At 55.1% G+C, this 24,372-nt stretch carries 14 protein-coding genes; 7 read left to right on the plus strand and 7 right to left on the minus strand.

The genetic code is table 11. The features are described from left to right. Positions 1-57: 57 nt before the first annotated feature. Positions 58-2,388: a molybdopterin guanine dinucleotide-containing S/N-oxide reductase gene (locus AAIE02_RS13630; protein WP_498532761.1), complete on the plus strand. Its 2,331-nt coding sequence runs from the start codon at positions 58-60 to the stop codon at positions 2,386-2,388. On the opposite strand, the gene AAIE02_RS13635 is transcribed toward AAIE02_RS13630, so the two are convergent. Both AAIE02_RS13635 and tag read right to left on the minus strand, forming a co-directional pair. Beyond that, positions 2,336-2,797 carry an N-acetyltransferase gene (locus AAIE02_RS13635; RefSeq protein ID WP_008460587.1) on the minus strand — a complete coding sequence of 154 codons (462 nt, stop codon included), beginning with the start codon at positions 2,795-2,797 and terminating at the stop codon, positions 2,336-2,338. The two genes, AAIE02_RS13630 and AAIE02_RS13635, sit on opposite strands and share 53 nt — an antisense overlap. Further along, positions 2,794-3,357, minus strand: coding sequence for a DNA-3-methyladenine glycosylase I (gene tag / locus AAIE02_RS13640; protein ID WP_498532762.1), 564 nt, complete (start codon positions 3,355-3,357; stop codon positions 2,794-2,796). The genes AAIE02_RS13635 and tag overlap by 4 nt, the downstream gene beginning before the upstream one ends. A gap of 359 nt (positions 3,358-3,716) precedes the next feature. Between tag and AAIE02_RS13645 the strand changes: the two genes are divergently transcribed. From AAIE02_RS13645 to eptB, 3 genes are all read left to right on the plus strand, one after another. Further along, positions 3,717-4,925: an L-lactate MFS transporter gene (locus tag AAIE02_RS13645; RefSeq protein ID WP_166878835.1), complete on the plus strand. Its 1,209-nt coding sequence runs from the start codon at positions 3,717-3,719 to the stop codon at positions 4,923-4,925. Positions 4,926-5,197: 272 nt separating this feature from the next. Then, positions 5,198-6,874: an LTA synthase family protein gene (locus AAIE02_RS13650; protein ID WP_498532763.1), complete on the plus strand. Its 1,677-nt coding sequence runs from the start codon at positions 5,198-5,200 to the stop codon at positions 6,872-6,874. A gap of 191 nt (positions 6,875-7,065) precedes the next feature. Next, positions 7,066-8,748 (plus strand): kdo(2)-lipid A phosphoethanolamine 7''-transferase, encoded by a 1,683-nt coding sequence (eptB, locus tag AAIE02_RS13655; RefSeq protein WP_498532764.1) that lies wholly within the window; start codon positions 7,066-7,068, stop codon positions 8,746-8,748. A 78-nt stretch (positions 8,749-8,826) separates the two neighbouring features. Here the strand turns inward: eptB and AAIE02_RS13660 are convergent, their stop codons facing one another. The 3 genes from AAIE02_RS13660 to AAIE02_RS13670 all read right to left on the minus strand — a co-directional run bounded on the left by AAIE02_RS13660 (position 8,827) and on the right by AAIE02_RS13670 (position 9,753). Further along, positions 8,827-9,057 carry a hypothetical protein gene (locus AAIE02_RS13660; protein WP_498532765.1) on the minus strand — a complete coding sequence of 77 codons (231 nt, stop codon included), beginning with the start codon at positions 9,055-9,057 and terminating at the stop codon, positions 8,827-8,829. Between the two features lie 214 nt (positions 9,058-9,271). After that, positions 9,272-9,517: a hypothetical protein gene (locus AAIE02_RS13665; RefSeq protein WP_336983224.1), complete on the minus strand. Its 246-nt coding sequence runs from the start codon at positions 9,515-9,517 to the stop codon at positions 9,272-9,274. Next, on the minus strand, positions 9,514-9,753 hold the full coding sequence (locus AAIE02_RS13670; protein ID WP_498532766.1) for a hypothetical protein: 240 nt from the start codon (positions 9,751-9,753) through the stop codon (positions 9,514-9,516). The genes AAIE02_RS13665 and AAIE02_RS13670 overlap by 4 nt, the downstream gene beginning before the upstream one ends. Before the next feature lie 251 nt (positions 9,754-10,004). Between AAIE02_RS13670 and AAIE02_RS13675 the strand changes: the two genes are divergently transcribed. Beyond that, positions 10,005-10,097, plus strand: coding sequence for a hypothetical protein (locus tag AAIE02_RS13675; protein WP_498532767.1), 93 nt, complete (start codon positions 10,005-10,007; stop codon positions 10,095-10,097). A gap of 277 nt (positions 10,098-10,374) precedes the next feature. Here the strand turns inward: AAIE02_RS13675 and AAIE02_RS13680 are convergent, their stop codons facing one another. Together AAIE02_RS13680 and AAIE02_RS13685 are read right to left on the minus strand one after the other, a co-directional pair. Beyond that, positions 10,375-19,029: a hemagglutinin repeat-containing protein gene (locus AAIE02_RS13680; protein WP_498532768.1), complete on the minus strand. Its 8,655-nt coding sequence runs from the start codon at positions 19,027-19,029 to the stop codon at positions 10,375-10,377. 10 nt (positions 19,030-19,039) lie between these two features. Beyond that, complete coding sequence (locus AAIE02_RS13685; protein WP_498532769.1) at positions 19,040-20,716, minus strand: ShlB/FhaC/HecB family hemolysin secretion/activation protein; 1,677 nt, start codon at positions 20,714-20,716, stop codon at positions 19,040-19,042. Between the two features lie 846 nt (positions 20,717-21,562). On the opposite strand from AAIE02_RS13685, the gene dppA reads away from it, so the two are divergent. Then, the gene (gene dppA, locus AAIE02_RS13690; protein ID WP_008457607.1) at positions 21,563-23,170 is read left to right on the plus strand and encodes a dipeptide ABC transporter periplasmic-binding protein DppA; all 1,608 of its coding nucleotides are present in this window, start codon (positions 21,563-21,565) and stop codon (positions 23,168-23,170) included. Positions 23,171-23,344: 174 nt separating this feature from the next. After that, positions 23,345-24,364 (plus strand): dipeptide ABC transporter permease DppB, encoded by a 1,020-nt coding sequence (gene dppB / locus AAIE02_RS13695; RefSeq protein ID WP_008457609.1) that lies wholly within the window; start codon positions 23,345-23,347, stop codon positions 24,362-24,364. The last annotated feature ends 8 nt before the right edge of the window (positions 24,365-24,372 follow it).

Genomic DNA, 24,372 nt, shown 5'->3' on the forward strand with positions numbered 1-24,372 from the left:
ATAGTGAACATAAATACGCGGGCGTAGAGCCCAGCACCTGCCATCGCGGAGTCCAAATTGGCCAATACATCGCCTGCACGAAAACAAATCCTCACCGCCGCACACTGGGGCCCCATGCTGGTCGAAACCGACGGGCAACGGGTTTACCACTCTCGCGGTGCGCTTGAAACCGGTCATCAAAACTCGCTGCAAAGTGCCGTGCCAGACCAGGTTCACAGCAAAGCTCGCGTGGCGTTTCCTATGGCCCGGAAAGGGTTTCTGGCCTCCCCGGATAAGCCTCAGGGAGTTCGCGGTAAAGATGACTATGTCCGCATCAGTTGGGATGATGCCCTGACGTTGATTCACCAGCAGCACAAGCGCATTCGCGAGAGCCACGGCCCGGCGGCCATTTTCTCAGGTTCCTACGGCTGGCGATCCAACGGCGTGCTGCACAAAGCCTCCACGCTGCTTCAGCGCTACATGAGCCTCGCGGGCGGCTATACCGGGCATTCCGGCGACTACTCCACCGGTGCTGCGCAGGTGATCATGCCCTACGTGGTGGGCTCTAACGAGGTTTACCAGCAACAGACCAGCTGGCCGCTGCTGCTTGAGCACAGCGAAGTCGTGGTGCTCTGGAGCGCGAACCCGCTCAACACGCTGAAGATTGCCTGGAATGCCAGCGACGAACAGGGCGTGAAGTTCTTCGAACAGCTAAAAAACAGCGGCAAAACGATCGTCGCCATCGACCCGATGCGCTCTGAAACGGTGGATTTCTTCGGGGAACGAGCCGAATGGATCGCCCCGCATATGGGCACCGACGTAGCGCTGATGCTCGGCATTGCCCACACGCTGGTCATTCGCGGCAGGCACGATACCGCTTTCCTCGCCCGCTGCACCTATGGCTACGACAAATTTGAAGCTTATCTGCTCGGCAACGCTGACGGGACGCCCAAAAGTGCGGCCTGGGCGGCTGAGATCTGCGGTATCCCCGCGGTAACCATCGAAAATCTGGCCGATCTTTTCAGCCGCAAGCGCACCATGCTGATGGCGGGCTGGGGTATGCAGCGCCAGCAATACGGCGAACAGAAACACTGGATGCTGGTCACGCTGGCCGCCATGCTGGGCCAGATTGGCACTCCGGGCGGCGGCTTTGGCCTTTCCTACCACTTCGCCAACGGCGGCAACCCGACCCGCAGCGCAGCGGTTCTCGGTTCCCTGCAGGGCTCTCTTAAAGGCGGCACCGATGCCGTGGAGAAAATCCCCGTGGCGCGCATCGTCGAGGCGCTGGAAAACCCCGGCAGGGATTACCAGCACAACGGGCAACGGCACACCTTCCCGGACATTCGTATGCTGTGGTGGGCCGGCGGCAGTAACTTCACCCATCATCAGGACACTAACCGCCTGGCCGCAGCCTGGCAAAAGCCTGAGCTGATCGTTATCTCCGAATGCTTCTGGACCGCAGCGGCAAAACACGCCGATATCGTTCTGCCGGTGACCACTTCGTTCGAGCGGAACGACATGACGATGACCGGTGATTACAGCAATCAGCATCTGGTCCCCATGAAACAGGTCGTCGCCCCGCAGGGAGAAGCGAGAAATGACTTTGATATTTTTGCAGAGCTAAGCGAACGATGGGAATCCGGCGGTGAAGCACGGTTCAGCGAAGGGAAAAATGAGCTTGAATGGCTGGCGTCTTTCTATGATATCGCCCGTCAGCGTGGCGCTACGCAGCAGATCGAGCTCCCGGACTTCAATGAGTTCTGGGCAGCTAACCAACTGATAGAAATGCCAGAAAATGCGAAAAATGCCGAATTTATTCGCTTTGCCGCTTTTCGGGACGATCCTGAGGCAAACCCACTCAAAACGCCGAGCGGTAAAATTGAGATCTACTCTGAGCGCATCGCCAGCTTTGGCTATGCCGACTGCCCGCCGCACCCAAGCTGGCTGCCACCAGACGAATGGCAGGGAAATGCTGCCTCCGGCCAGCTACAGCTACTTTCATCCCATCCGGCTCACCGCCTGCACAGCCAGCTGAACTATGCCGGACTGCGCGACCAGTACGCCATCGCCGGGCGAGAGCCTATTACGCTGCACCCGATTGACGCTAAAGCGCGCGGCATCGCTCACGGAGATTTAGTGCGGGTATGGAACGCTCGCGGGCAAGTGCTGGTTGGCGCTCAGGTAACCGATGGCATCAGGCCCGGCGTGGTGTGTATCCACCAGGGCGCATGGCCCGACCTGGATGAAGACCGGCTGTGTAAAAACGGCGCGGTTAACGTCCTCACCATGGATATTCCGTCTTCGCGGCTGGCCAACGGCTGCGCGGCAAATAACTCCCTCGTCTGGGCGGAGAAATTTACTGGTCCTGCTCCTGTCGTGACGGCGTTTGATCCGCCTGCCAGTTCATAATCCACGTCGGGTGCTGCGTTTCTTCCTGCCAGGCGCTCTCTTCGATATGAAAGCCGTGGCGGTGGTAGAAATGCACCGCCCGGCGATTTTTTTGATACACCTCGAGACTTAAGGCCGGGTATTCCGCCTTCACCTTCGCCAGCAATTCGCCGCCGATCCCCTGCCCGGCAAAAGAAGGTGCCACGAACAGCGCGCCGATAAACTGCCGATCCATCACGCTGATAAACCCCACCGTCTGCTGCTGGTGCAGATAAACCCACGTTTTTGACTGAGGAATATAGACATTGCGTACCAGGTTGAGGCTTTCGTACCAGTAGCTTTCCGGGATAAACGGATGGCCGTCGATAGTACTTTCCAGCCAGAGCGCCATGAGCGCATCCATTTCCCCAATGTTAAACAGCTGGATCATTGGCGAACATCAGGGTGGCAGAAGCAGCCCGTCACATGGTCATTGACCAGGCCGCAGGCTTGCATAAACGAATAGCAAATTGTCGACCCCACAAACTTAAACCCACGTTTTTTTAGCGCTTTAGACAGCGCATCTGACGTCGGTGTAAAGGCCGGGACCTCGCGGAGTGAAGCGGCATGCGACACCTGAGGTGTATGGTCGACAAATCCCCAGACAAAATCCGGGAAGCTCTCGCCGTTAGCTTCCATCGCGAGGAAAGCTTTGGCGTTGGTGATGATCGCCTCGATTTTCCCTCGGTGGCGAATAATGCCGGCATCCTGCATCAGCACATTCACCTCTTCCGGCTGAATCAACGCCACGGCATAGGGGTCAAAATGCCTGAAACGCTGTCGGTAATTTTCGCGTTTTTTCAACACGGTGATCCACGACAGTCCGGCCTGCTGGCCTTCCAGGCAAATCATCTCAAAGAGCTTCTGCCCGTCGGTAACCGGCACGCCCCACTCTGTGTCGTGATACTCCAGATACAGCGGATCCTGAGTGACCCAGCCACAACGTTCCATTTAGCTCTCCCTGTAACCTGCCGAGCGCGGGTAAATTTTACTTTCTGACAATAGTGAATCCGGGATATTTCGCAACCCTGAATGAGATCAAAGAAAGGGCACTTAACACCGGTAATTTTGCAAAATGTTAACTATATCTCATTTATGATTTAACATTTGATATACAGCAAATACGCACAACACAACGATAGCGAGCACTAACCAACAAAACATAAAGTGCAACAGGAAGGCCGTTCATACCGTTTCAGAGGCACTTCATTCCGTTCTTCATGCATTTCATGCCGTTTTTTCCTGGAATAAACGGCGCTTCGCTATCGTAGGCGGCAGATAACTTCCCTTAGATTCGCAGGACATCTGCCATGAACACTGCCACCTACAACCGTACTCGCTGGTTAACCCTCATCGGAACCATCATTACTCAGTTCGCGCTGGGTTCCGTTTATACCTGGAGCCTGTTCAACAGCGCGCTGTCCCAGAAACTGGACGCGCCAATCAGCCAGGTCGCCTTCTCCTTCGGCCTGCTGAGCCTTGGCCTCGCCATCTCTTCTTCCGTGGCGGGCAAACTGCAGGACCGCTTTGGCGTGCGTAAAGTCACCATGGCGGCGGGTGTGCTGCTCGGAGCCGGATTGTTCTTCACCGCACATGCCAACAACCTGATGATGCTCTGGCTCACGGCGGGCGTGCTGGTTGGCCTGGCGGACGGCGCTGGCTACCTGCTGACGCTGTCGAACTGCGTGAAGTGGTTCCCGGAACGTAAAGGCCTGATTTCTGCCTTCTCCATCGGCGCCTATGGCCTCGGCAGCCTCGGTTTTAAATACATTGATACCCACCTGCTGGCGGCCTACGGCCTGGAAAACACCTTTATGATTTGGGGTGGCCTGGCGATGGTGATGGTGCTGTTCGGCGCCACCATGATGAAAGATGCTCCGCTGCAGGAAACTAAATCCGCAAACGGCGCGGCAAAAACCGATTTCACTCTCGCTGAATCTATGCGCCAGCCGCAATACTGGATGCTGGCTCTGATGTTCCTCACCGCCTGCATGAGCGGCCTGTACGTTATCGGCGTTGCAAAAGATATCGCTCAGGGCATGGTTCACCTGGATGCAATGTCCGCCGCCAACGCGGTCACCGTTATCTCCATTGCTAACCTTAGCGGCCGCCTGGTGCTCGGTATCCTGTCCGATAAAATTGCCCGTATCCGCGTGATAACTATTGGTCAGGTGATTTCTCTGGTCGGTATGGCGGCCCTGCTGTTTGCCCCACTCAACGAAGCCACCTTCTTTGCGGCCATCGCCTGCGTTGCCTTTAACTTTGGCGGCACCATCACCGTTTACCCTTCGCTGGTCAGCGAATTCTTTGGCCTGAACAATTTGACCAAAAACTACGGCGTGATTTACCTGGGCTTCGGCATCGGCAGTATCTGCGGCTCTATCATCGCCTCGCTGTTCGGCGGCTTCTACGTGACCTTCTGCGTTATCTTCGCGCTGTTGATTCTGTCGCTGGCAATTTCCACCACGATTCGCCAGCCGGTACGCGCCGTACTCAATCACAAGCACGCCCACGCCTGATAGCCTCGTCACACCCATATTAAGGCCGCCGAATAGGGCGGCCTTAACGCAATTCATCCCCGCCTCGCTTGCCCTCTTCAAACAAAAACACAACCACAGCAATGAAATAACCGGCTTTGGGGAGACTTTTTCACCACAAGCTGTATTATCCCGGCCAGGATAAATCCCCTTCTAACCGCCTTATCCTCTTTTCACGCGTCAGGCCAGCAGAGGGATGTCTCTCCTAAGACAACATTTGCTATCCAGAACAGTCCCACAGAGAAACGAGCATTATGGTACAAAAAACCAGCCGAAAATCGCTCTGGACATATCTTTATGTCACATTGCTTCTAATTGCAGCCCTGATCATCATTGCGGGTAACTCTCCGCGCGATATCTACCCTCTTGTTATCGCGGCAAGTGCCTTCATTTTTACCTGCGGACTGTTTTATTTACTCTCCGCCAGAGTCATTTTTGCCGTCGGGACCAGCAGCCTGCTGGTGATCCTGCTGCAATTTTGTAACCAGCTTAAGGTCCACTATTACAAAGACCAGCTGCTGTTTAGCGATTTTTACCTGATGGCCGATCCGGCCAATGCGGGCACGCTGCTGCATTATCCTTCCGCCGGTATCGCCGTTGCGGCAATGATAGCGCTGCTTATCCTGACGATTATTATCAGCTGGCGCGCCGTACCGCGGCGGAAAGGGATGCTCGCCCCGCTGATTGCCCTCGGCGTGATGCTGGGCTCGGCGTCAACGCTTAGCCACAGCGTAATGAAGAATCAGCACGACTGGGCCACCAAACTGCCTGGCGGAACCGGCGTGCTGTCAAACCTGGCGCTGTCAGGCATCCAGGCCAGCTATGACGCGCCAACGTTCCCTCAGGCGACGTCTCAGGAATTTATTTCCCGCGCGGCGGCGCTGAATAACAAGACAACCGCCTCAGCCAGCGTGAAGCCTGATATCGTTCTGCTGCTGCAGGAATCAACGGTGGATCCGCGCCTGTATAAAGTGCCTGATCCTCAATTACTGCCGCACTTCTCTATGTTTGAGCAGGACAGTAAGGTGAAAGCCCACACGCTGATGCGCGTGCAAACCTTCGGGGGCGGCACCTGGCTGTCTGAGTTCGCAGCCTTAACCGGCATGCGCAGCGATGATTTCGGGGCGTTGAAAAATTCGGTGTTTTATTCCGCGGTCGATCACGTCAACGACAGCCTGTTTAAGCAGATGAAAGACAACGGTTATTACACCGTGGTTCTGACGCCATTCAACAAATCGGCCTATAACGCCGGCCACGCCTACACCATGATGGGCGTGGATAAAATTATCCAGCCGCAGGAGTTGGGCTACCCGGGTGATTTGGCAGATAACCTGTGGCACATTCCCACCGCAGATGTCCTGAGCTATGTTAAAAAGCTCCTTGCCAGCCACACCGATAAACCCGTGTTTGTTTATGCCTTAACGATGTATGAACACGGCCCTTATGACGCAGGGCATGCCGATGATTACCAGCTGACGTCGGCGATGAAGAACAAGGATGCCGCCGGGAAATTCAGCCATTACGTTGAGAAGATTAAAAACTCAGAAACCGCGCTGGCTGACTTCTTCCAGTTTGTTGACCAACGCCCGCGTCCGACCATGTTTATGTACTTTGGCGACCACCAGCCAGCCATAGACTGGGCCAATGGCTACACCACGGAACAGGATGATCCGGTCCATCTTTCACAATTCAGCCTGCGGGATAATTATAATGCCCCGCCGGTGGCTGACCTGGGCGCCATCACCGACATCGCTTTCCTTGGGGGGATGTTGCTCGAACAGGCCCAGCTAAAAGTGTCGCCGTTCTATCAGGCCAATATCGATATGCGCCATTTGTGCCAGGGCAGGCTGAATGATTGCCCGGACACAACGCTGTTTAATAGCTACCGGCATTATGTCTACGATGAACTGCATGCGGCCTCGAAGCCCTGATTCTCTCTGCTAAGCAGACGGCAAAAAGACCCCGGCCTAAAACTGGGGTCTTTTTTTGTTAAAAACCGGCCATTTCCTTCGAATTTTGCCCTCTCACCAGGAATCCTCTTCGTTTCACAAGCTTTTCAGAACTAGCTGGCGACTCCACGGTCTGAATAGCGCTTATATTTTATATCGCCTGGATGCCCTGCATGAATTACATAAAAACATTATCCCAGCAAAAACTGTGTCTCTTGCTGGGGGTATACATTGGCTGGTTTTTGAATATCTCTGTTTTCTACCAACGTTTTGATAGCCGTGCCCAGCTCTTCATCGCTTGGAAGGGCCTGGCCGCCGCGGCAGAGTTTTTCGCCTGCCTGCTGGTGACGTTTTTCCTGTTACGCCTGCTGTCGCTCTTTGGCCGCAATCTCTGGCGGGTACTGGCCTCCTTCGTGGTGCTGTGTTCCGTGGCCGCCAGCTACTACATGACCTTCTTCAACGTGGTGATTGGCTACGGCATTATTGCCTCGGTGATGACCACCGATATCGATCTTTCCAAAGAAGTTGTCGGCTACCACTTTGCCATCTGGATGACGCTGGTCAGCGCTATCCCGCTGTTCCTTATCTGGTTCAACAGCGCCCAGGACACGCTGCTTCAGCAGTTGAAAACCCCCGGCCAGCGCATCAAAAACATCGCTATCCTGCTCTGCGCGGGGCTGCTGGTTTGGGCGCCTCTGCGTATGCTGGGTGAAATGCAGTCCGACGATGAGCAAGGTTCAACGACGGATATGGCAAGTTACGGCGGGGTGGTGGCCAGCTCCTATGTGCCGGTCAACTGGGTTTCCTCCTTGGGGCTGTTTGCCTGGGCGAATGCCGATGAATCCACCGGCAACGGTTCGCTAATGAACCCGACGAAAAAGTTCACCTACGTCACACCGCCGGGACTGGACGACGCTTATGTGGTGTTTATTATTGGCGAAACCACGCGCTGGGATCATATGGGAATATTTGGCTATGGCCGTGACACCACGCCGAACCTCGCCAAAGAGAAAAATCTGGTCGCCTTCCGCGGGGAATCCTGCGACACCGCAACCAAGCTATCGCTGCGCTGCATGTTCGTCCGCGAAGGCGGGGCAGAAGATAACCCTCAGCGTACGCTGAAAGAGCAAAACATCTTCGCGGTCTTAAAACAGCTGGGGTTTAGTACCGACCTTTACGCCATGCAGAGCGAAATTTGGTTCTACAAAAACGCCATGCCGGACACCCTTGCCTTCCGCGAACAAATCGCCGCCGAGCCCCGCAATCGCGGTAAAACCGTGGACGACATGCTGCTGGTTGATGAGATGAAGCAATCTCTCGAGCAGAATCCTGACGGCAAACATCTGATCATTCTGCATACCAAAGGCTCCCACTTCTCCTATGCCCAGCGCTACCCGCGCAGCTTTGCGAAATGGACGCCAGAATGCATTGATATTGGCAAAGGCTGTTCAAAGGAGATGCTGATTAACGCCTTTGATAATTCGGTCCGGTATGTCGATACGATGATAGACAGCGTGCTCGACCAGCTTCGCGATAAGAAAGCGATAGTCTTCTACGCCGCCGACCACGGTGAGTCCATCAGCGATTCCATGCATCTGCACGGCACGCCGCGGAAAATGGCACCGCCGGAGCAATTCCGCGTCCCGCTGCTGGTTTGGGCCTCGGATAAATACCTGGCCAATCCAACGGCTGCCGACGCCTTTAAACATCTGCAAGAGCAGGCAGCCATGAAGGTGCCGCATCGCCACGTTGAGTTGTTCGACACCATCCTCGGTTGCCTGGGCTACACCTCGCCTAACGGCGGGATTAATCAGAATAACAACTGGTGCCACGTGCCGGATAAAGCGGCGAACTGAATAAAAAAAGCTCAAAACCTCTGAAGGTTATGAGCTTTATTTTCTGCCTGAAAGCACCTGCGGGTGCATTCATGGTTATTATTCTACAGGCACAAACTCCTCAATCGGCTCGCCCATGCTGTTCAGGTAGGTTCTGTATTTTACTTTACCAGAATCGCCGTCAGAGAAATCGTAGGTCCCGGTGCACTCGAGCTTATCCTTACAGGCTTTGACCGTAACCTGGTCGTAAGCATCAATCACTTTTACCCCAGCGTTATTGGAGTCCAGCACGTCGTTATAAGCTTCAATCAGCGCCTTTCTGACTTCCACCTGATTGCAATCGACGCGGCTATAATCTTCCGCTGCGGCCTGAAAAGAGCATGCACTTAACGCGGCGAAGAAAACGCCTGAGATACGTGCTTTGCCTTTTATCCCGCGACATGTTCAGCAACAGCGAGCCACCGCCAGATTTCCGGCAGTCCGACAGCTCTTTATCGAAGGCCAGCGCCTGAGTTGAACTAAGCGCATTATTCTCAACAATAACTTATTTATTTAACATTCGCTTTCTATAGGACAAGTAATAGGAAAGCCATAGACATATCCCCAAAAAGAAACCTACAACTGCCATTTTGACGGCAACATGCACTTTTTCATGGCTAAAAAAATCAACATCAACTCCGGGGGCAAGGATCCACTGAAATACTAAGCTCAATATGAACATAGTAGCCGGAACGGCTGCGCAGGAATAAAAAAATAACAATACCAATTTCCATGTTGGTACTTTCATCATTTTTTTGCCTCCACATTTTTATCACTCGTAGCATAATTGGAAAGACCAGAAGCTGCAGAGTCTGCAACATTAGCTGCTACTGATGGCACTGAGCTTTGAGGTACAGATTTGGAAATTGTCCATACACCTGTAGGTATCCATTCGTACTGCTTTGACATTGGATTTAGCACTTTCTCAAAAGGAACTTTGATTATGTTACCAACGATATAACCTGTCCCGGCACTTACTGTACTCAAAATACCTCCTGATCCCCTCCCAATATCGGTGCCTTTCTCGTTGCCTTTGCCCTTGTTGGCGCTGGCGTTAACCGAAATGCCGGGGCTTTCGTTTTTGCCGTCCAGTTTCTGGCTGTTCAGGGATTAGGCGAAGTTTGAGACAGGGGCGCTGCTCAAGGCGCGGGTGGTGCCCGGTTGCCTGATACTGACTGCCTGGGAGCCACTTCCGACTCCGCCACCGGAGAGAGCTGCTCCCGCCAGAGCCGGAGATTATGCAGACCCTGAAGAAGATCTGTAAGTTCTCCGCCCACAAGCAGCAACAGGTGACGGAGCTGATCGAGGTGATCGGCAAACCGAAGCGGTAAAGAGCTAACTGACTGGTGTATAAAGTAAAGAACCCAACCGTGGAGGGTTGGGATTTATTGCTAGATAAGATCTTACTTACTTTTTAGCGCAGGCACTACATAGTAAAAAAACCATAGGATAATACTTGCTGGGATAGATCCAAAAGTAGCGCCTCTCAATCCTTTCCATAAGTTATAAAAATAAGAAGTACCTTCAGATAGATAAGTTAATCCTTCAAAAAAAAGGAAAAAAAACGTGACAATGGAGCAAATAGCAAGCTCAATTAGTAAGAAAACCTTAGCTAACACGACGAGGCTTTTCATCATTTATTTGCCTCAGATTTTTTTCTAAATATTTCGGTAATAGTTCTGATGCAGCAGAATCACCCATATTACCGACTATAGATGGTAAAGGATGTTGTGGCACTGGTTTAGTAATTGTCCATACTCCTGTTGGGACCCATTCGTACTGCTTTGATACTGGGTTAAGAACTTTGTCCATCGGTACTTTAATTATATTTCCTGCAACATAACCCGCTGAAGCGCCTGCCTTACTCATCAGAGTGCCTATAAACGGATCATCACCACTAATTTCAGCCTGGTAATAACCACTGGCTGCGTTCCATGTCACCGTAGGATTATATCCCTTACCGACTGTAATCCCGCCAACAATTACTGAACCAATTACGTCAGACAGTTTTACTTCACCTGTTGTTCCATATTGAATACCTGCACTGGCTGCCCCCGTAATACCCACAGCAACAAGCAACTCTTTGGAGTTATTCACCGCATTAGTAATAATCGCTTTGCCCCCCATTACCGCTACCGGCCAGGACGTTGGTGTCATAATCACATCCATAACTCTATCACTGGTTGTGATATTATCGTTCAGGAATTTCAGATCCGAGCCGTTAAGATATTTTACTATTGCCGCTGCATCCGGATCTTTCAGCTTCTCGCTTAACCTTACCTGATGCTTATTCGCATCCAGAGCAACGTTAGTGTTTGCCTGAATCAGCTCCTCCCAACTCACACAAGCCACACCGCCACCGGTACAGGCATCAATCAGTTCTTTACTATTTTTATTGCTGATATCGATATATTTTTCGACCACCTTTTTACAGTCACCACCAGATTTTTTGCATTCCTGCATTTCTTTATCAAGCTGACGAGCCTCTTTCTCACTCAGCCAGTTATTCTCAACCGTCATTTTCCCGGTCTGTGCCCCTGCGACCGCATCTGCTGTACCGTTACCGGTTAATCCACCCGCCAGCCCTGCCGCCAGCGTTGCCAGCGCGCTTACCGTCTGCTTCTCTGTTTCAGTCAGTTCGCTGACCGGCTTACCGTAGGCATTCGTCGCCACCATCCCGACCAGCTCTGCCGTGGCCGCTCCCGACGCGCCGACCAGTGCATTATTTCCCTGTGCCGCCGCCAGCGCCGCATTCACCGCCGCGTGAGCAAGTACCTTTCCGCCCGCGTCCAGCCCGCTGCTGCCGATGATATTCGCGATAAACGGAGCCGAACCGCCCGCCACCGCTTTGGCCAGGTCGCCACCTGCCAGGCCCTGCACCGCTGCCGTTGCCGCCTGAATGGCACGCTGCACTTTCCCGCCCGTGCCAAAGTCAGAGTCGGCAAACGCCCTGTCATAGAACGACTGATAAGCATGGCTGGCAACCTCTGCGTCAGTCGGCGTTTTATCCGGGTTAGCTTTAATCAACGCCTCTTTCGCCGCCTGAAGCTGCTCCGGGGTGACGCTCTTCATCTTCTCGTTCGCCACCCGGGTGGCTTCAATTTTGCCCTGCGTCGCCGCAATATTCCCCGCCTGCACCCCAATCTCACCGATAAGCTGCGCCTCACGCAGCCGATTCTGCTCTTTCTCTTTGTCGAAGATCGGGCTTAGCGTCTGGTTGGCGTGCTCCGCGTCACGACTCAGGTTAGCCACATCCTGCTGCTGTTTCTCTTTATCGCGGATAACGATGGTGCCTTCGCTCACCGCCGACTTCGTCGTGGAGCTGGCACTGCCGGAGCCGTTCGCCCCCACCAGTAGCCCGCTCGCCACGTTCCCCAGGAACTGGCTGCCCACGCTACCGCCCGAGCTGATGCCCACGCTCTGGTGCTCTACCTTGTACTCCGCGCTGTTCTCAATATCCTTAAAGCCCAGCGCCCCCGTATCCAGTTTATTTTTTCCGGCATCCGCCGTCGAGCCGATGACCGCCCCGTTCAGCTGCGTATGCTCGCCCACCGTAATATCAAACCCGCCTTTACCGGCGAAAATGCCCGTCTGCTCCTGCACCGACGCGTACGTGCTGTGCATTTTATCCCGCGAGGCGTTGAGCGACAACGAACCACCGCCCAGACTTGCGCTCCCTCCGGCGCTCATATTGGTCTGCTTAGAGTCGTAATTGTCCGTGTCCTGCTCGCTGGTAAGCTGAAGGTTGCGGCCCACGTCCATCTTCACGCTGTTACCGCTCGCCTGCGCCCCGCTCAGCGTCGTGTCGCGCCCGCTGACGATATTGAGGTTATTCCCTGCATTCAGCGTCGTTTCGGTATGCGAGGTACCGGTGCCTTTCTCGTTGCCTTTGCCTTTGTTGACGCTGGCGTTAACCGAAATGCCGTTCGCCCCGCTGCCGAAGTTGATCCCCACGCCGTAGGCGCTGCCGTGGCTTTCGTTTTTGCCGTCCAGCTTCTGGCTGTTCAGCGCGGACTCCAGCACCACGTCACGCTTCGCGTTCAGCAGCATGTCTTTGCCCGCCTGTAGCTCGCTGCCCTGTACGCGAATATCGCCCTCGCTTGCCTTAATCGTCAGGTTATTCCCGGCGGTAAGCTGGCTGCCCTGGCTCTGGTTCGACGTCTGCGTCTGGGTCGATGTCGACGACTGGCTGCCCCAGGAGAGATTCACGCCCACCACGCTACCCGGCGAGCCGCCTTCGGCGTTATTCAGTTGATTCCCCTGGTAAGCCTCCACACCACTTAGCGCCGACTGCACGCCCTGTAGCGTGGCCAGGCGGCCGTTGCTCTCTTTTCTGGCGGAGTTTGCCTGGCTCACCGCCTGATTCACCGCGCTCCCCACCACGCCGGACAGCGCCAGCGTCAGGCCGCTGGTTTTTTGCTCGGTGATGTGGGTTTGCGTACTCTGATTTTCCGCCGCAAGAATGCTCACGTCCTTCCCGGTCAGCAGCAGACCCTGCTTCGCCAGCACCTCTGAGCCTTTCACCGTCAGCGCGTTACCGGCGCTCAGGTTCACGTTCCCGGCGGTGCTGCCTACCGTGCTGCCGGTGCTGCTCAGTGATTTGCCGCCGTCGGTGGTTTTCAGCTCACTCTTGCCATAGCTCACCCCAATCCCGCCGGTGCCGGACAGGCCGGAGGTTTTCTCCTGATACTGATGATTTTCCTGGCGGGTGTTTTCAGCCGTGGTTAAGGTCAGGTCGTTGCCGGCAGACAGATTAACGTCATGGGTTGCCGCCACGCTGCTGCCCTTCACGGTCAGATTATTTCCGGCCTGCAGGGTGATACTGTCGCCATCAAGCGTACTGCCCAGCGCGTCCGTTACCTTCACGTCGTCATGGGTGGTGATGGTCTTTTTCGACAGCCAGCCGCCGGAGCTTTGCCGGCTATTTTCGGTGACCTGATACGACGACTCGCCGCTGGTGATATTGATATCGTTGCCTGCCGCCACCGCAAGCTTATCTGCCGCAGTAACGCTTGCCGCGCGGGCGTTCACGTCGTGCCCGGCGCTCAACGCCACGGTGCCGTTGCCGTTTATCTGGCTGCCGACATCCGTTGTCTGAACGACGTGCCGGTCGTTGCCGCCGCCCCAGTCGCCGGATTCCGTGTGGGTGGTGGTCACGGTGTTCAGGCTCAGGTCATTGCCGGCCAGCAGCCGCATTTTGCTGTTTGCGCCGCTGTTGCTGACCAGGCTGCCGGTCAGGCTGATGTTGTTCAGCGCCTGCAGCCCCAGCTCGCCGCCATCGTTCTGCACGAAGATACCGGCAGGGCGGTCGATCCAGCTGTTGGTGCCATCTCCACGCGTGGTGGTGGTGCTATTGATGTCGCGGCCAGCCACGGCAATCAGGCCATCGCTGGCCTGCAGCGTTCCGCCTATGTTATTGATATCGGTCCGCGCCTGAAGACTGACGCGATTTCCACCAAGATAGCCGCTGTTGGTGATGTTTTCGGCAGTGATTTGCGTAATTTCGCGTCCGCTGATATGTCCGCTGTTAGTGAGATCGTTTTTCACGTTCAGCGCAATGTTGCCGCCGGACATCAACGCCCCGCTGCCGTCGAGGTCGCCCGGCCGCACGCGGGCATAGACCTGCGGCACCAGTACGCTTTGTACCGACCCGTCAGGCAGCGTCACGTCCTGTTTCACCAGCCAGACCATATCGCTGGTCAGCAGCGCCATTTGCTGAGGCGTCAGCGCCACGCCCGGCGTGAGGTTGTATTGTTTACCAAACGCCACGCCCGCATCCATCAGCGCCTGATACTGATTCTCATCGTTATCAAACCCTTTCAGGAAGCGGTTCCCGGTCAGTTCAGTTATCTGCTGGCGGATCAGGTTTTGCTCATAGAAGCCATCGCCCAGCCGCTTGAGGATGTTCCCGCCGTCCAGCGCGAACTGGCTTTGCATATAGTCGCTGCTGAGCCACTGCTTCTGATTGGTAAAGCGCGGGTCGGTCTCAATCAGGAACGGGACGTCGTTCGACGGGCGCAGCTGATAAAGGCTATTATCGGGCAAACGAAGATCGGGCTGCGTAATGCTAATCGCGCTGTCCGGGCCGCTGGCAATCTCCACCCTTTGCCCCGGCGGGGCGGTAATGGGGTGCTGCGCCAGCGCTGCATCCAGCTTGCCCGGGTCGATAATATGGGTTGTGACGCCGCCGGTATCGCGGCTTGAGATAGCCGTGCCGCTGCCGTTAACCTGGGCGTTGCTCTGCCAGGCCATCTGCTTCAGATCGATTTTTTGGATAATCACGGCCGGTTTGTAACTGCTGGTGTCTTTCCCCTGGCTGGTTTTGGTGCCGCCCAGTTTCTTTTTCTTCTTCTTGGCATACCAGCGCGTCTGGCTACCCACGTCGGTAATCACACGCTCGCCCAGGGTTGCCAGGTTATTCAGTTGAACTATCGTGCCGCCCAGCAGCCCACCGGCAACAACCGTGCTGTCGCGGTTATTCAGCTGATTGCTGTTGATGGTCAGGTTGCCGCCGGCGATGATTTTGCCCGGATCGGTCTCCACGACCTGCGTCTCTTTCACCGTCCGCTGGTAGTTGTACTCATAAAACTCTTCGCTCTGTGAACCGTCCGGCATCTTAGCCGTATGCACGCCGTACTTATTCTTTTTACTGGTATCGACCTTACTCCAGTCGTAATGCGTCGGAGAACCTTTCAGCGCCGCTTCGTGATGCGCAGAGTTTTCCGTCTCCAGTACCTGTGTTTTCAGGTTGTCATTGAGGTTATTAATCTCGCCAATATTGAGGGTCATATTACCGGCGGATTCCAGCGTCGAGCTGTGGTTATTGAACGTCAGCGCCTGCCCCTGAGCCTGCCATTGATCGTTGAGACTGCCGCCGATAGCCACATCACCTGCGCTGTAGATCATGGCGTGGCCGACGTTATTTAGCGTTCCAACGCCCAAATCCAGGCGCTGACGGGCAGCGATAACGGGGGCCACATTGTCTTTCGCTTCGTTATTTAGCGTTCCTGCCTGCAGGGCAACGCGGTCGCCATAAATACGCCCGGTGCCGTAGTTGTTAAGCGTGCCGGCGCTGATATGGGTTAAGCCGCCGTCCAGCAGCCCCCAGTTTGTCAGCGCCCCGCTTACCAGCAGGTGAGTTTCCCCGGCGCTTATCTCCCCGTTTGCACGGTTGAGCAATGCCGGAACGTTCATAGTCATTACGCCCCCGGCTTTCGCCAGGCCTTCATTAATTAGCCCCTCGGCAAAAGTGAAGCTGACGTTGCCGTTGGCAATAATCTGGCCGACGTTAAGCAGCGCTTTTTGCAGGTTCAGCGCCATTGCATCCTGCGAGAGAAGTTTGCCGTCGCCGGTCGCTGACCCGGCATCCAGCGTAAGCATCTTCCCGGCAATGAGCGTGCCCGCGCTGTTGGTCAGCGCCAGGCTCTGGCCGCCGTTCACCGTTAACTGATTGCCGGACGAAAGCAGGCCGCGCGTATTGTCCAGGACGCCACCCGAGTTAAGCGTCAGGGTATCGCTGCTGCGAACGGCGCCATCGATATTGTTGAGTGAGCCGGTATTCAGCGTTACCGACTGACCTTCGATGCCTTGCTGGTCTGAATGAGTGGTACGGTTGACTATGCTGGCGGCGTTAAGCGTCGCAGTTTTCCCGCTACGGATAAGCCCGCTGCCGTTTTCCAGCGCATTCTGCGTCGTGAGCTGCAGGTTACCCGCCACCTGAACCTGCCCGCCGGTGTTGTTGAGCGCGTGAGCGGTAATGCTCGCTTCACCTCCGACAGCAATCGTCCCGGCCTGGTTGTTGAACGGGTTACCGAGGGTATCCAGCCGCGCATCTTCCGAGGCAACGATCCGCCCGGCGTCGTTCAGCAATACGCCACTCAGCAGGGTCAGATGCTTGCCTGAGGTCAGCTCGCCATGGCTGTTTACCAGCGCTCCGCCGCGAGTATCCAGCGAAAGCGATTTGCCCGCCTGAATCAGGCCCTGCTGGTTGTTGATGCCCTCATTGATAAGCGAAAGCGTGCCGTCGCTTGCCAGCGTGCCTGAGGTGTTATTCAGCGCCAGCGTGGTCAGGCTGGCGTCTTTGCCGGAGGCAATAAACCCGCCGCTGTTATCCAGCGCGCCGCTCTGCACGGTAAGCTGACCCTGGCTCAGAACGCCGCCGTTTTTCCCGCTGTTGCGGTTGGTGAATGTACCGCCCGCTAAATCCAGAGAGAGATCCCCTCCCGCCTGGAGCAGGCCGGCGTCATTGTTTAGCTGGCTGCCGTTCAGGCTGAGGCTCTGCGTGCTGGCTATCACGCCGCTGCTATTATCCAGCGCTCCGCCTTTGAGGCTTAGCGCCCCTTTGCCCGACAAGTTACCGCCGCTGCGGTTTGTCAGGCTGCCGCCCTGCACGTTAACGTCCAGCGTTGAGCCGGACTGGAGCGAGCCCGCGTCGTTATTCAGCTGGCTGCCGTTGAGCTGGAGCCCCCCGGCGCTGGCGATAACGCCATGTTGGTTGTCTAACGCACCACCGTTTACCGTCAGCGCGCCATTGCTGAAAATGCCTTTCTTGCCGCTGTTGCGGTTGCTGAGCGCGCCGCCCTGCAGGTCCAGCGCTAAATCAGTCCCAGCCTGAACCAGCCCCTCGTCATTGTTCAGCCCGCCGCTTTGCAGCTTCACGCTTTTGCTGGCGGCGATTACGCCCTGCTGGTTGTTCAGGCTTTGCTTCGCGGTGTTGACCTCGACCGCATCTGCCTGAATTCTTCCCTGCTGGTTATCAAGTTTCGCCCCGCTAAGCGTCAGCTTTTTACTGTTTGCGACAATGTTTCCGCCGCGGTTATCAATGCCGCCCGCATGAGCCAGCGTCAGTTCGCTATCTCCGCTTTGCTGTAACAAACCCTGGCGATTGGAAAGCTGGCTGGCGGTAAGGTTAAGTTTATCGGCGCTCAGGCTGCCGCCGTCATTGTTCAGCATCCCGTTGGTGCTGACCGTTATCTGCTGCGCCGCGACATTCGCTTTTTGGGTATGAACATCGCCCTGCGCTGCCGCTAGCTCCACAGAACCCGCCCGGTTCTGGCTGGCGCTAAAATCAATGCTTGTGCCCTTCGCCGTCAGCTTGTTTACCGCGCTATTCTGCCCGCTAACGGTGAGTTTGCCCTCACTTTGCATCGCCAGGTCGCCCGCCGCGCTGGCGGTACCGTCCGCTTTCATCCCTGCAGCAAGCACGCCGTGACTTGAAATATCATTGCGTGAGGCAAGCTGCACGTTGTTGCTGGCCTGGATCAGGCCGCTGTTGGTGATTGAACCATCGGCATTGACCACGACGTCGCCTGCCGAGGCTCCTATTGTTCCGGCATTGTGTACGCCGACGCCGGATTCCGTCCCTCTCAGCTGGATTTTATTGGCGTACATGCCGCCAAGCTGCGCCACATCCACCGCAAACTGTGGGCGCGCGCTGCCATCATCGGATTTCGCCGTCGCAGAACGATCGCTGGCGCGGACGTTATTCCGCCCGGTGGTTATCTCAAGCTCTCTCGCCTGAATAGTGGCGTTCACTTTTACCGCCCGGGCAATCAGTTCGGTCGTGTCCTGGCGCGAACTGTCCATCCCTCGCCCCTGTACGGTAATAGTGCCCCGGCTCACGTCGTAACCGGTTATCTGGCCGTTCGACAGCTGCACCTGCCCGGTGGTCAACGTTGTGCGGTTGGCGTTGATAAAACCGCAGCCGTTACAGGTGATCCCGGCCGGGTTAGCAATGACGATTTGCGCCTGCCGCCCCGCCACTTCCAGCATCCCATTGAGCTGGCTTGGATCGCGCGAGTTCACTTCGTTCAGAATGACCTTCGCCTCGCCTTTCGCCAGCCACGGGTTAGCCGCCACCATGCCGCCCAGCTGGGTTTGGGTCATCTGATGGGAGTTGTTTAAAATCGCCCCTTTCTGGTCGATGTCGAACTGGCTGTACTTATTCTGGGAAACCCCGGCCGCGCTCGGCGTCTGGATGTTGATCTGCGGTGTGCCGTTCGCGCTGTTTATGATGGTCGGCTGCTGCTGGCCTGGCGCGCTGCCGTCGGCCACGATGTCTGCCCAGGCCGGCGTACTGACACAGCCCATCGCCAGTAAAAGACTGAAGCTAATACGCCCGAGGCGGCTCATGCAACGGCGCTGAGTATGGCCCACTCCCTCGGATGGAGAGGAGACAGCTCGACCCGAGGCGGCAATATCCGGCACGACCATCAGCACGCCACGCGCTTTGTTAAACACGATGCGATAGAGATTCTTATTCATCCTTGAGTCCTCAATATTGCCAGTTCAGATTGAAACCGAACGTCACCGGGTCGGTGGTAAAACCCTGCGGCTTTGACAGTGGAATACCGGCGAAAATATCGTAGCTTGCACCCAGTAACAGCCCGCGTAGCCCGAGCGCACCGCCCGCCAGGTGATTGCCTACAAGATAAGGGCTACTGTGACCGCTCACTTCCCCGTAATCCACGCCGAGATAGAGCTGCTGACTCGGCAGCGGCGTAAACCAGCCAAATTCATTGCGAACCGTCCAGCCGTTATCCGCGCTCAAGGTACGCTCGCCGTCGAAGCCTCTCACCGTCCAGCGGCTGCCGATAGAAAACTGCTCCTGCGGTGTTAAAGGCGTGTTGGTCTTCTGCCGCATATACTGCACGTTGTAGCGGAAGTTTTGCCCTGCCAGCGCGAAAGGCAACTCAAGCTGGGCGTTCATCAGCAGGATTTTGCTCAGCGCCGTTGCCTCGCCAAAATACTCTTCGGTAGCAGGGATCGAACCAAACCAGCGGGTGCCTCGCTGGTAGCTGATACCGGCATCCAGCGTAGCGGCGTAGATATAGTGGCGATGCTGTAACCCCACTTTCCAGGCAGCGGTTTTACGGCGCTGGGCGTCTATCTGGGTATCATCGAGAAAGTTTTTCGACTCACGGGTAATAATGTCGTAGGTAAAACTGGTCTTCTGGCTGCCGCTGCGGTGCAGGACGCGGCTTAGCTGAAAGGCGAGGTTATTGCTTTTTCCCCGGTAGCGGTAATCCCCGTTCAGCCCGGCGATAGTCTGGTAGTAGTCGTTGCTGCTGGCCGTCAGGCTCGTCATCCAGTAACCGAAAGGCACCGCGTATTGCCCGGTGTAGTTATGCGTCCCCTTTTCACCGTGAGGCTGCAGCGCACTGCCGGCGTTAAGGTAAAGCGTGTCGCTGAGGCTTAACGGGTTATCAACATAAAGCGTTACGCCGCCCTGATAGCGCCCTGTACTTCGGCTCCCGGAATCATCCAGCGACAGGCCAAGCCGCCACATACGCGACTGTTTCCAGTCCAGTAATATATCGCTCTCGCCCGGCTGTTCCCCGGGAATAATTTCCATATTGGCCTGAACGGTGGGTACGCGCTGGAAATTCTCCAGGCCTTGCTCGATATCGCGTAAATCCAGTAGCGCACCTGGTTTTGCCGGGAAACTATTTAATAACGAAACATAATGCCCGCTTTGCGGGGTAAATCTCACCTGCCGGATAGTGCCCGGCAAAATAGTAAGAATTAACTTACCTGAATTAAGATTTTGCTGAGGGGCAAGTACACGGGTCGTGACGTAGCCGCTATCAATAAGACGATTTTGTAATACGCTCATTAACTTATTAATGCCTTTACCACCCAGACAATGCCCGACCCCGCGATTGGCTAATTTTTGCAGCGGCAGCCAGCGAGGTATTTTTTCGCGCTGCTGTAATTCAACCTGCCGAATGGGAAAACAAGGCGTTTCCTTTGGAAAATCAAGGCTGAAAGAAGGCGTAGCCTGCGGTGACAGCCTGACGTCCGGCACCGGCGGTGCGAGTTGCGCCTCACGAGCACGCTGGCTTTCCTGTTGTCGAATAAGCTGCTCGTCAGCCAGTGGGGCGGAATATCCAGAATGAAGCAGTGAGAGTAAAACAATACCGCCATAAACAAAGAACTTTAGAACGCGCACAGAAATTCCCTTTAATTTTCACGCCATTATTGGCGCGAGGTCCATAAATCAACAGGTGAAAATTGCAGGCATTCCATTTACAGCAGCGTATTGATGAGAGTGTTAACAATTGCAGGAAGCCAATAATTGTTTCAGGTTATTAAGATATTAAATTAATGTCAATTTGTTATTTTTAGGAATCTTCCAATTATCGTACGTATTTATATAACGAATTAATTACTTGGATGAATACTTTAAATTTACCTCGCCAGACTCCCTATTAATTATAAGGGGGGATTACCAGCCAGGAAGGGTTGAACCGCCTCCGCCCCTCACTTACTGCCGTGGTTATGCTTTTATGCGGGATATAATTCATCGTATTTGGTTATGGAAAAGCATGGTTTTTTGCGCCGCCGCTTATGATGGCAGACAGCATTTTCCGCTGTGAGCGATGCAGATCACAAAATAAATCGTGCAACAATTCATCGTTTAACACAAAATTTTACCTATTCCGGACAATCGATTCGCGCTATAGGTTGCAAATTAAGCAGTGCAATATTCTGGTAACAAGCCTGTAGCATAAATTTCCCTGCTGGAAATGTCCCCGGAAGGTTTTTTTAATCTTTGCCCGCCGAATCCCACCTTGCTTGTAAATCCCCGTGACCTGTATTGACGTTTCCTTAATCTGTTGACAGATTGTAGGACGAGAGGGGCTATTTACGGACCGTCTGTGCTACCTCCATGCATGACTCGCGAAAGGAACTGCTAGCCTCACCACCGCCTCCGGGCACACCGTACCGACCACCCACCAATAACAATGGTCAGACGGTTACAAAACACAACACGACACATAATTGGAGCAGAATAATGAGTATTTCCTTGAAGAAGTCAGGGATGCTGAAATTTGGTCTGAGCCTGGTTGCCATGACCGTTGCAGCAAGCGTACAAGCCAAAACCCTGGTTTATTGTTCAGAAGGTTCCCCAGAGGGCTTTAACCCACAGCTGTTCACTTCCGGCACGACTTACGATGCCAGCTCCGTACCGATTTATAACCGTCTGGTGGAATTTAAAACCGGCACCACCGAAATCATCCCAGGCCTGGCTGAAAAATGGGACGTTAGCCCGGACGGTAAAACCTACACCTTCCACCTGCGTAAAGGCGTGAAGTGGCAGGACAATAAAGACTTCAAACCGACTCGCGATTTCAACGCCGACGACGTTGTGTTCTCCTTTGACCGTCAGAAAAACAAAGATAACCCGTATCACAAAGTCTCTGGCGGCAGCTACGAATACTTCGAAGGCATGGGCCTGCCTGACCTGATCACCGAGATCAAGAAAGTCGACGATAACACCGTGCAGTTCGTGCTGGCGCGTCCAGAAGCGCCGTTCCTCGCGGACATGGCCATGGACTTCGCCTCTATTCTTTCTAAAGAATATGCGGACAATATGATGAAAGCCGGCACCCCGGAAAAAACAGACCTGAACCCAATCGGTACCGGTCCATTCCAGCTGCTGCAGTACCAGAAAGACTCCCGTATTCTGTATAAAGCCTTCCCGGGCTACTGGGGTACCAAGCCGCAGATCGATCGCCTGGTCTTCTCCATCACGCCTGACGCTTCCGTGCGTTATGCCAAACTGCAGAAAAACGAATGTCAGGTGATGCCGTTCCCGAACCCGGCCGACATTGCCCGTATGAAAGAAGACAAGAACATCAATCTGATGGAACAGGCTGGCCTGAACGTGGGCTATCTCTCCTTCAACACCGAGAAGAAGCCGTTTGACGACGTGAAAGTGCGTCAGGCGCTGACCTACGCGGTGAACAAAGAAGCGATCATTAAAGCCGTTTATCAGGGCGCGGGCACCGCGGCTAAAAACCTGATCCCACCAACCATGTGGGGCTACAACAATGACGTGAAGGACTACACCTACGATCCTGAAAAAGCGAAAGCGCTGCTGAAAGAAGCGGGTCAGGACAAAGGCTTCACCGTTGACCTGTGGGCGATGCCAGTTCAGCGTCCATACAACCCGAACGCTCGCCGCATGGCTGAGATGATTCAGGCTGACTGGGCGAAAGTTGGCGTGACCGCCAAAATCGTGACCTACGAGTGGGGCGAGTACCTGAAGCGTGCTAAAGCCGGTGAACACCAGGCCGTCATGATGGGCTGGACCGGCGACAATGGGGATCCGGATAACTTCTTCGCCACCCTGTTCAGCTGCGCCGCGGCGAAAGACGGTTCCAACTACTCTCGCTGGTGCTACAAGCCGTTTGAAGATCTGATTCAGCCGGCTCGCGCCACCGACGACCACAACAAGCGTGTTGAACTGTACAAACAGGCTCAGGTTGTGATGCACGATCAGGCGCCAGCGCTGATCATCGCTCACTCCACCGTGTTCGAGCCAGTGCGTAAAGAAGTTAAAGGCTACGTGGTTGATCCACTGGGCAAACACCACTTCGAAAACGTGTCCGTCGAATAATAAAAGTAACGTGCTTTATTCCCTCTCCCCCATGGGGAGAGGGTTAGGGTGAGGGGTATTGGCGTTGTCCATCCTCACCCCGACCCTCTCCCTCAAAGGGAGAGGGGGAAACATTTGTGAGCAATACAGACGGAACAGTTACCAGGCTTTCCGTCACTACAGAGAATCCGGGATATGCTGCAGTTCATCCTCCGACGACTGGGGTTAGTCATCCCCACGTTTATAGGTATTACCCTACTCACCTTCGCTTTCGTGCATATGATCCCCGGAGACCCGGTGATGATCATGGCCGGAGAGCGCGGTATTTCTCCTGAGCGTCATGCCCAACTGCTGGCCGAGATGGGTCTCGACAAGCCAATGTGGCAGCAGTACCTCCATTACATCTGGGGCGTAATGCATGGCGATCTGGGCATTTCATTAAAGAGCCGCCTCCCGGTTTGGGACGAGTTCGTGCCGCGCTTTAAAGCGACGCTGGAACTCGGCATCTGCGCGATGATTTTCGCCGTTGCCGTCGGCATTCCGGTGGGCGTTCTGGCCGCCGTGAAGCGTGGTTCAATCTTTGACCACACCGCCGTGGGCCTCGCGCTGACCGGCTATTCCATGCCAATTTTCTGGTGGGGTATGATGCTCATCATGCTGGTATCGGTGCACTGGAACCTGACGCCGGTGTCCGGGCGCATCAGCGACACCGTGTTCCTTGATGACTCCCTGCCGCTCACCGGGTTTGCGCTGATAGATACCGCTATCTGGGGCCAGCCGGGTGATTTTATTGACGCCGTCGCCCACATGATTTTGCCTGCCATTGTGCTGGGCACTATTCCGCTGGCGGTTATCGTGCGTATGACCCGCTCTTCCATGCTGGAAGTGCTGGGCGAAGACTACATCCGTACCGCTCGCGCCAAGGGTCTGACCCGCATGCGCGTGATCGTGGTTCATGCCCTGCGCAACGCGATGCTGCCGGTCGTCACGGTTATCGGCCTGCAGGTCGGTACTCTGCTGGCAGGCGCCATCCTGACGGAAACGATCTTCTCCTGGCCGGGTCTTGGCCGCTGGCTCATTGACGCTCTGCAGCGTCGTGACTACCCGGTAGTCCAGGGCGGCGTGCTGCTGGTGGCGACGATGATTATCCTCGTCAACCTGCTGGTAGACCTGCTGTACGGCGTGGTGAACCCGCGTATACGCCATAAGAAATAAGGGGCCAT

The sequence above is a fragment of the Cedecea sp. Ae19-4 genome, assembly GCF_059801165.1.

Coding starts and splice junctions, on each gene's coding strand:
- AAIE02_RS13635 (WP_008460587.1), bottom strand. CDS start 2,797: ATGATCCAGCTGTTTAACATTGGGGAAATGGATGCGCTCATGGCGCTC.
- tag (WP_498532762.1), bottom strand. CDS start 3,357: ATGGAACGTTGTGGCTGGGTCACTCAGGATCCGCTGTATCTGGAGTAT.
- AAIE02_RS13645 (WP_166878835.1), top strand. CDS start 3,717: ATGAACACTGCCACCTACAACCGTACTCGCTGGTTAACCCTCATCGGA.
- AAIE02_RS13650 (WP_498532763.1), top strand. CDS start 5,198: ATGGTACAAAAAACCAGCCGAAAATCGCTCTGGACATATCTTTATGTC.
- eptB (WP_498532764.1), top strand. CDS start 7,066: ATGAATTACATAAAAACATTATCCCAGCAAAAACTGTGTCTCTTGCTG.
- AAIE02_RS13665 (WP_336983224.1), bottom strand. CDS start 9,517: ATGATGAAAGTACCAACATGGAAATTGGTATTGTTATTTTTTTATTCC.
- AAIE02_RS13675 (WP_498532767.1), top strand. CDS start 10,005: ATGCAGACCCTGAAGAAGATCTGTAAGTTCTCCGCCCACAAGCAGCAA.
- AAIE02_RS13680 (WP_498532768.1), bottom strand. CDS start 19,029: ATGAATAAGAATCTCTATCGCATCGTGTTTAACAAAGCGCGTGGCGTG.
- dppA (WP_008457607.1), top strand. CDS start 21,563: ATGAGTATTTCCTTGAAGAAGTCAGGGATGCTGAAATTTGGTCTGAGC.
- dppB (WP_008457609.1), top strand. CDS start 23,345: ATGCTGCAGTTCATCCTCCGACGACTGGGGTTAGTCATCCCCACGTTT.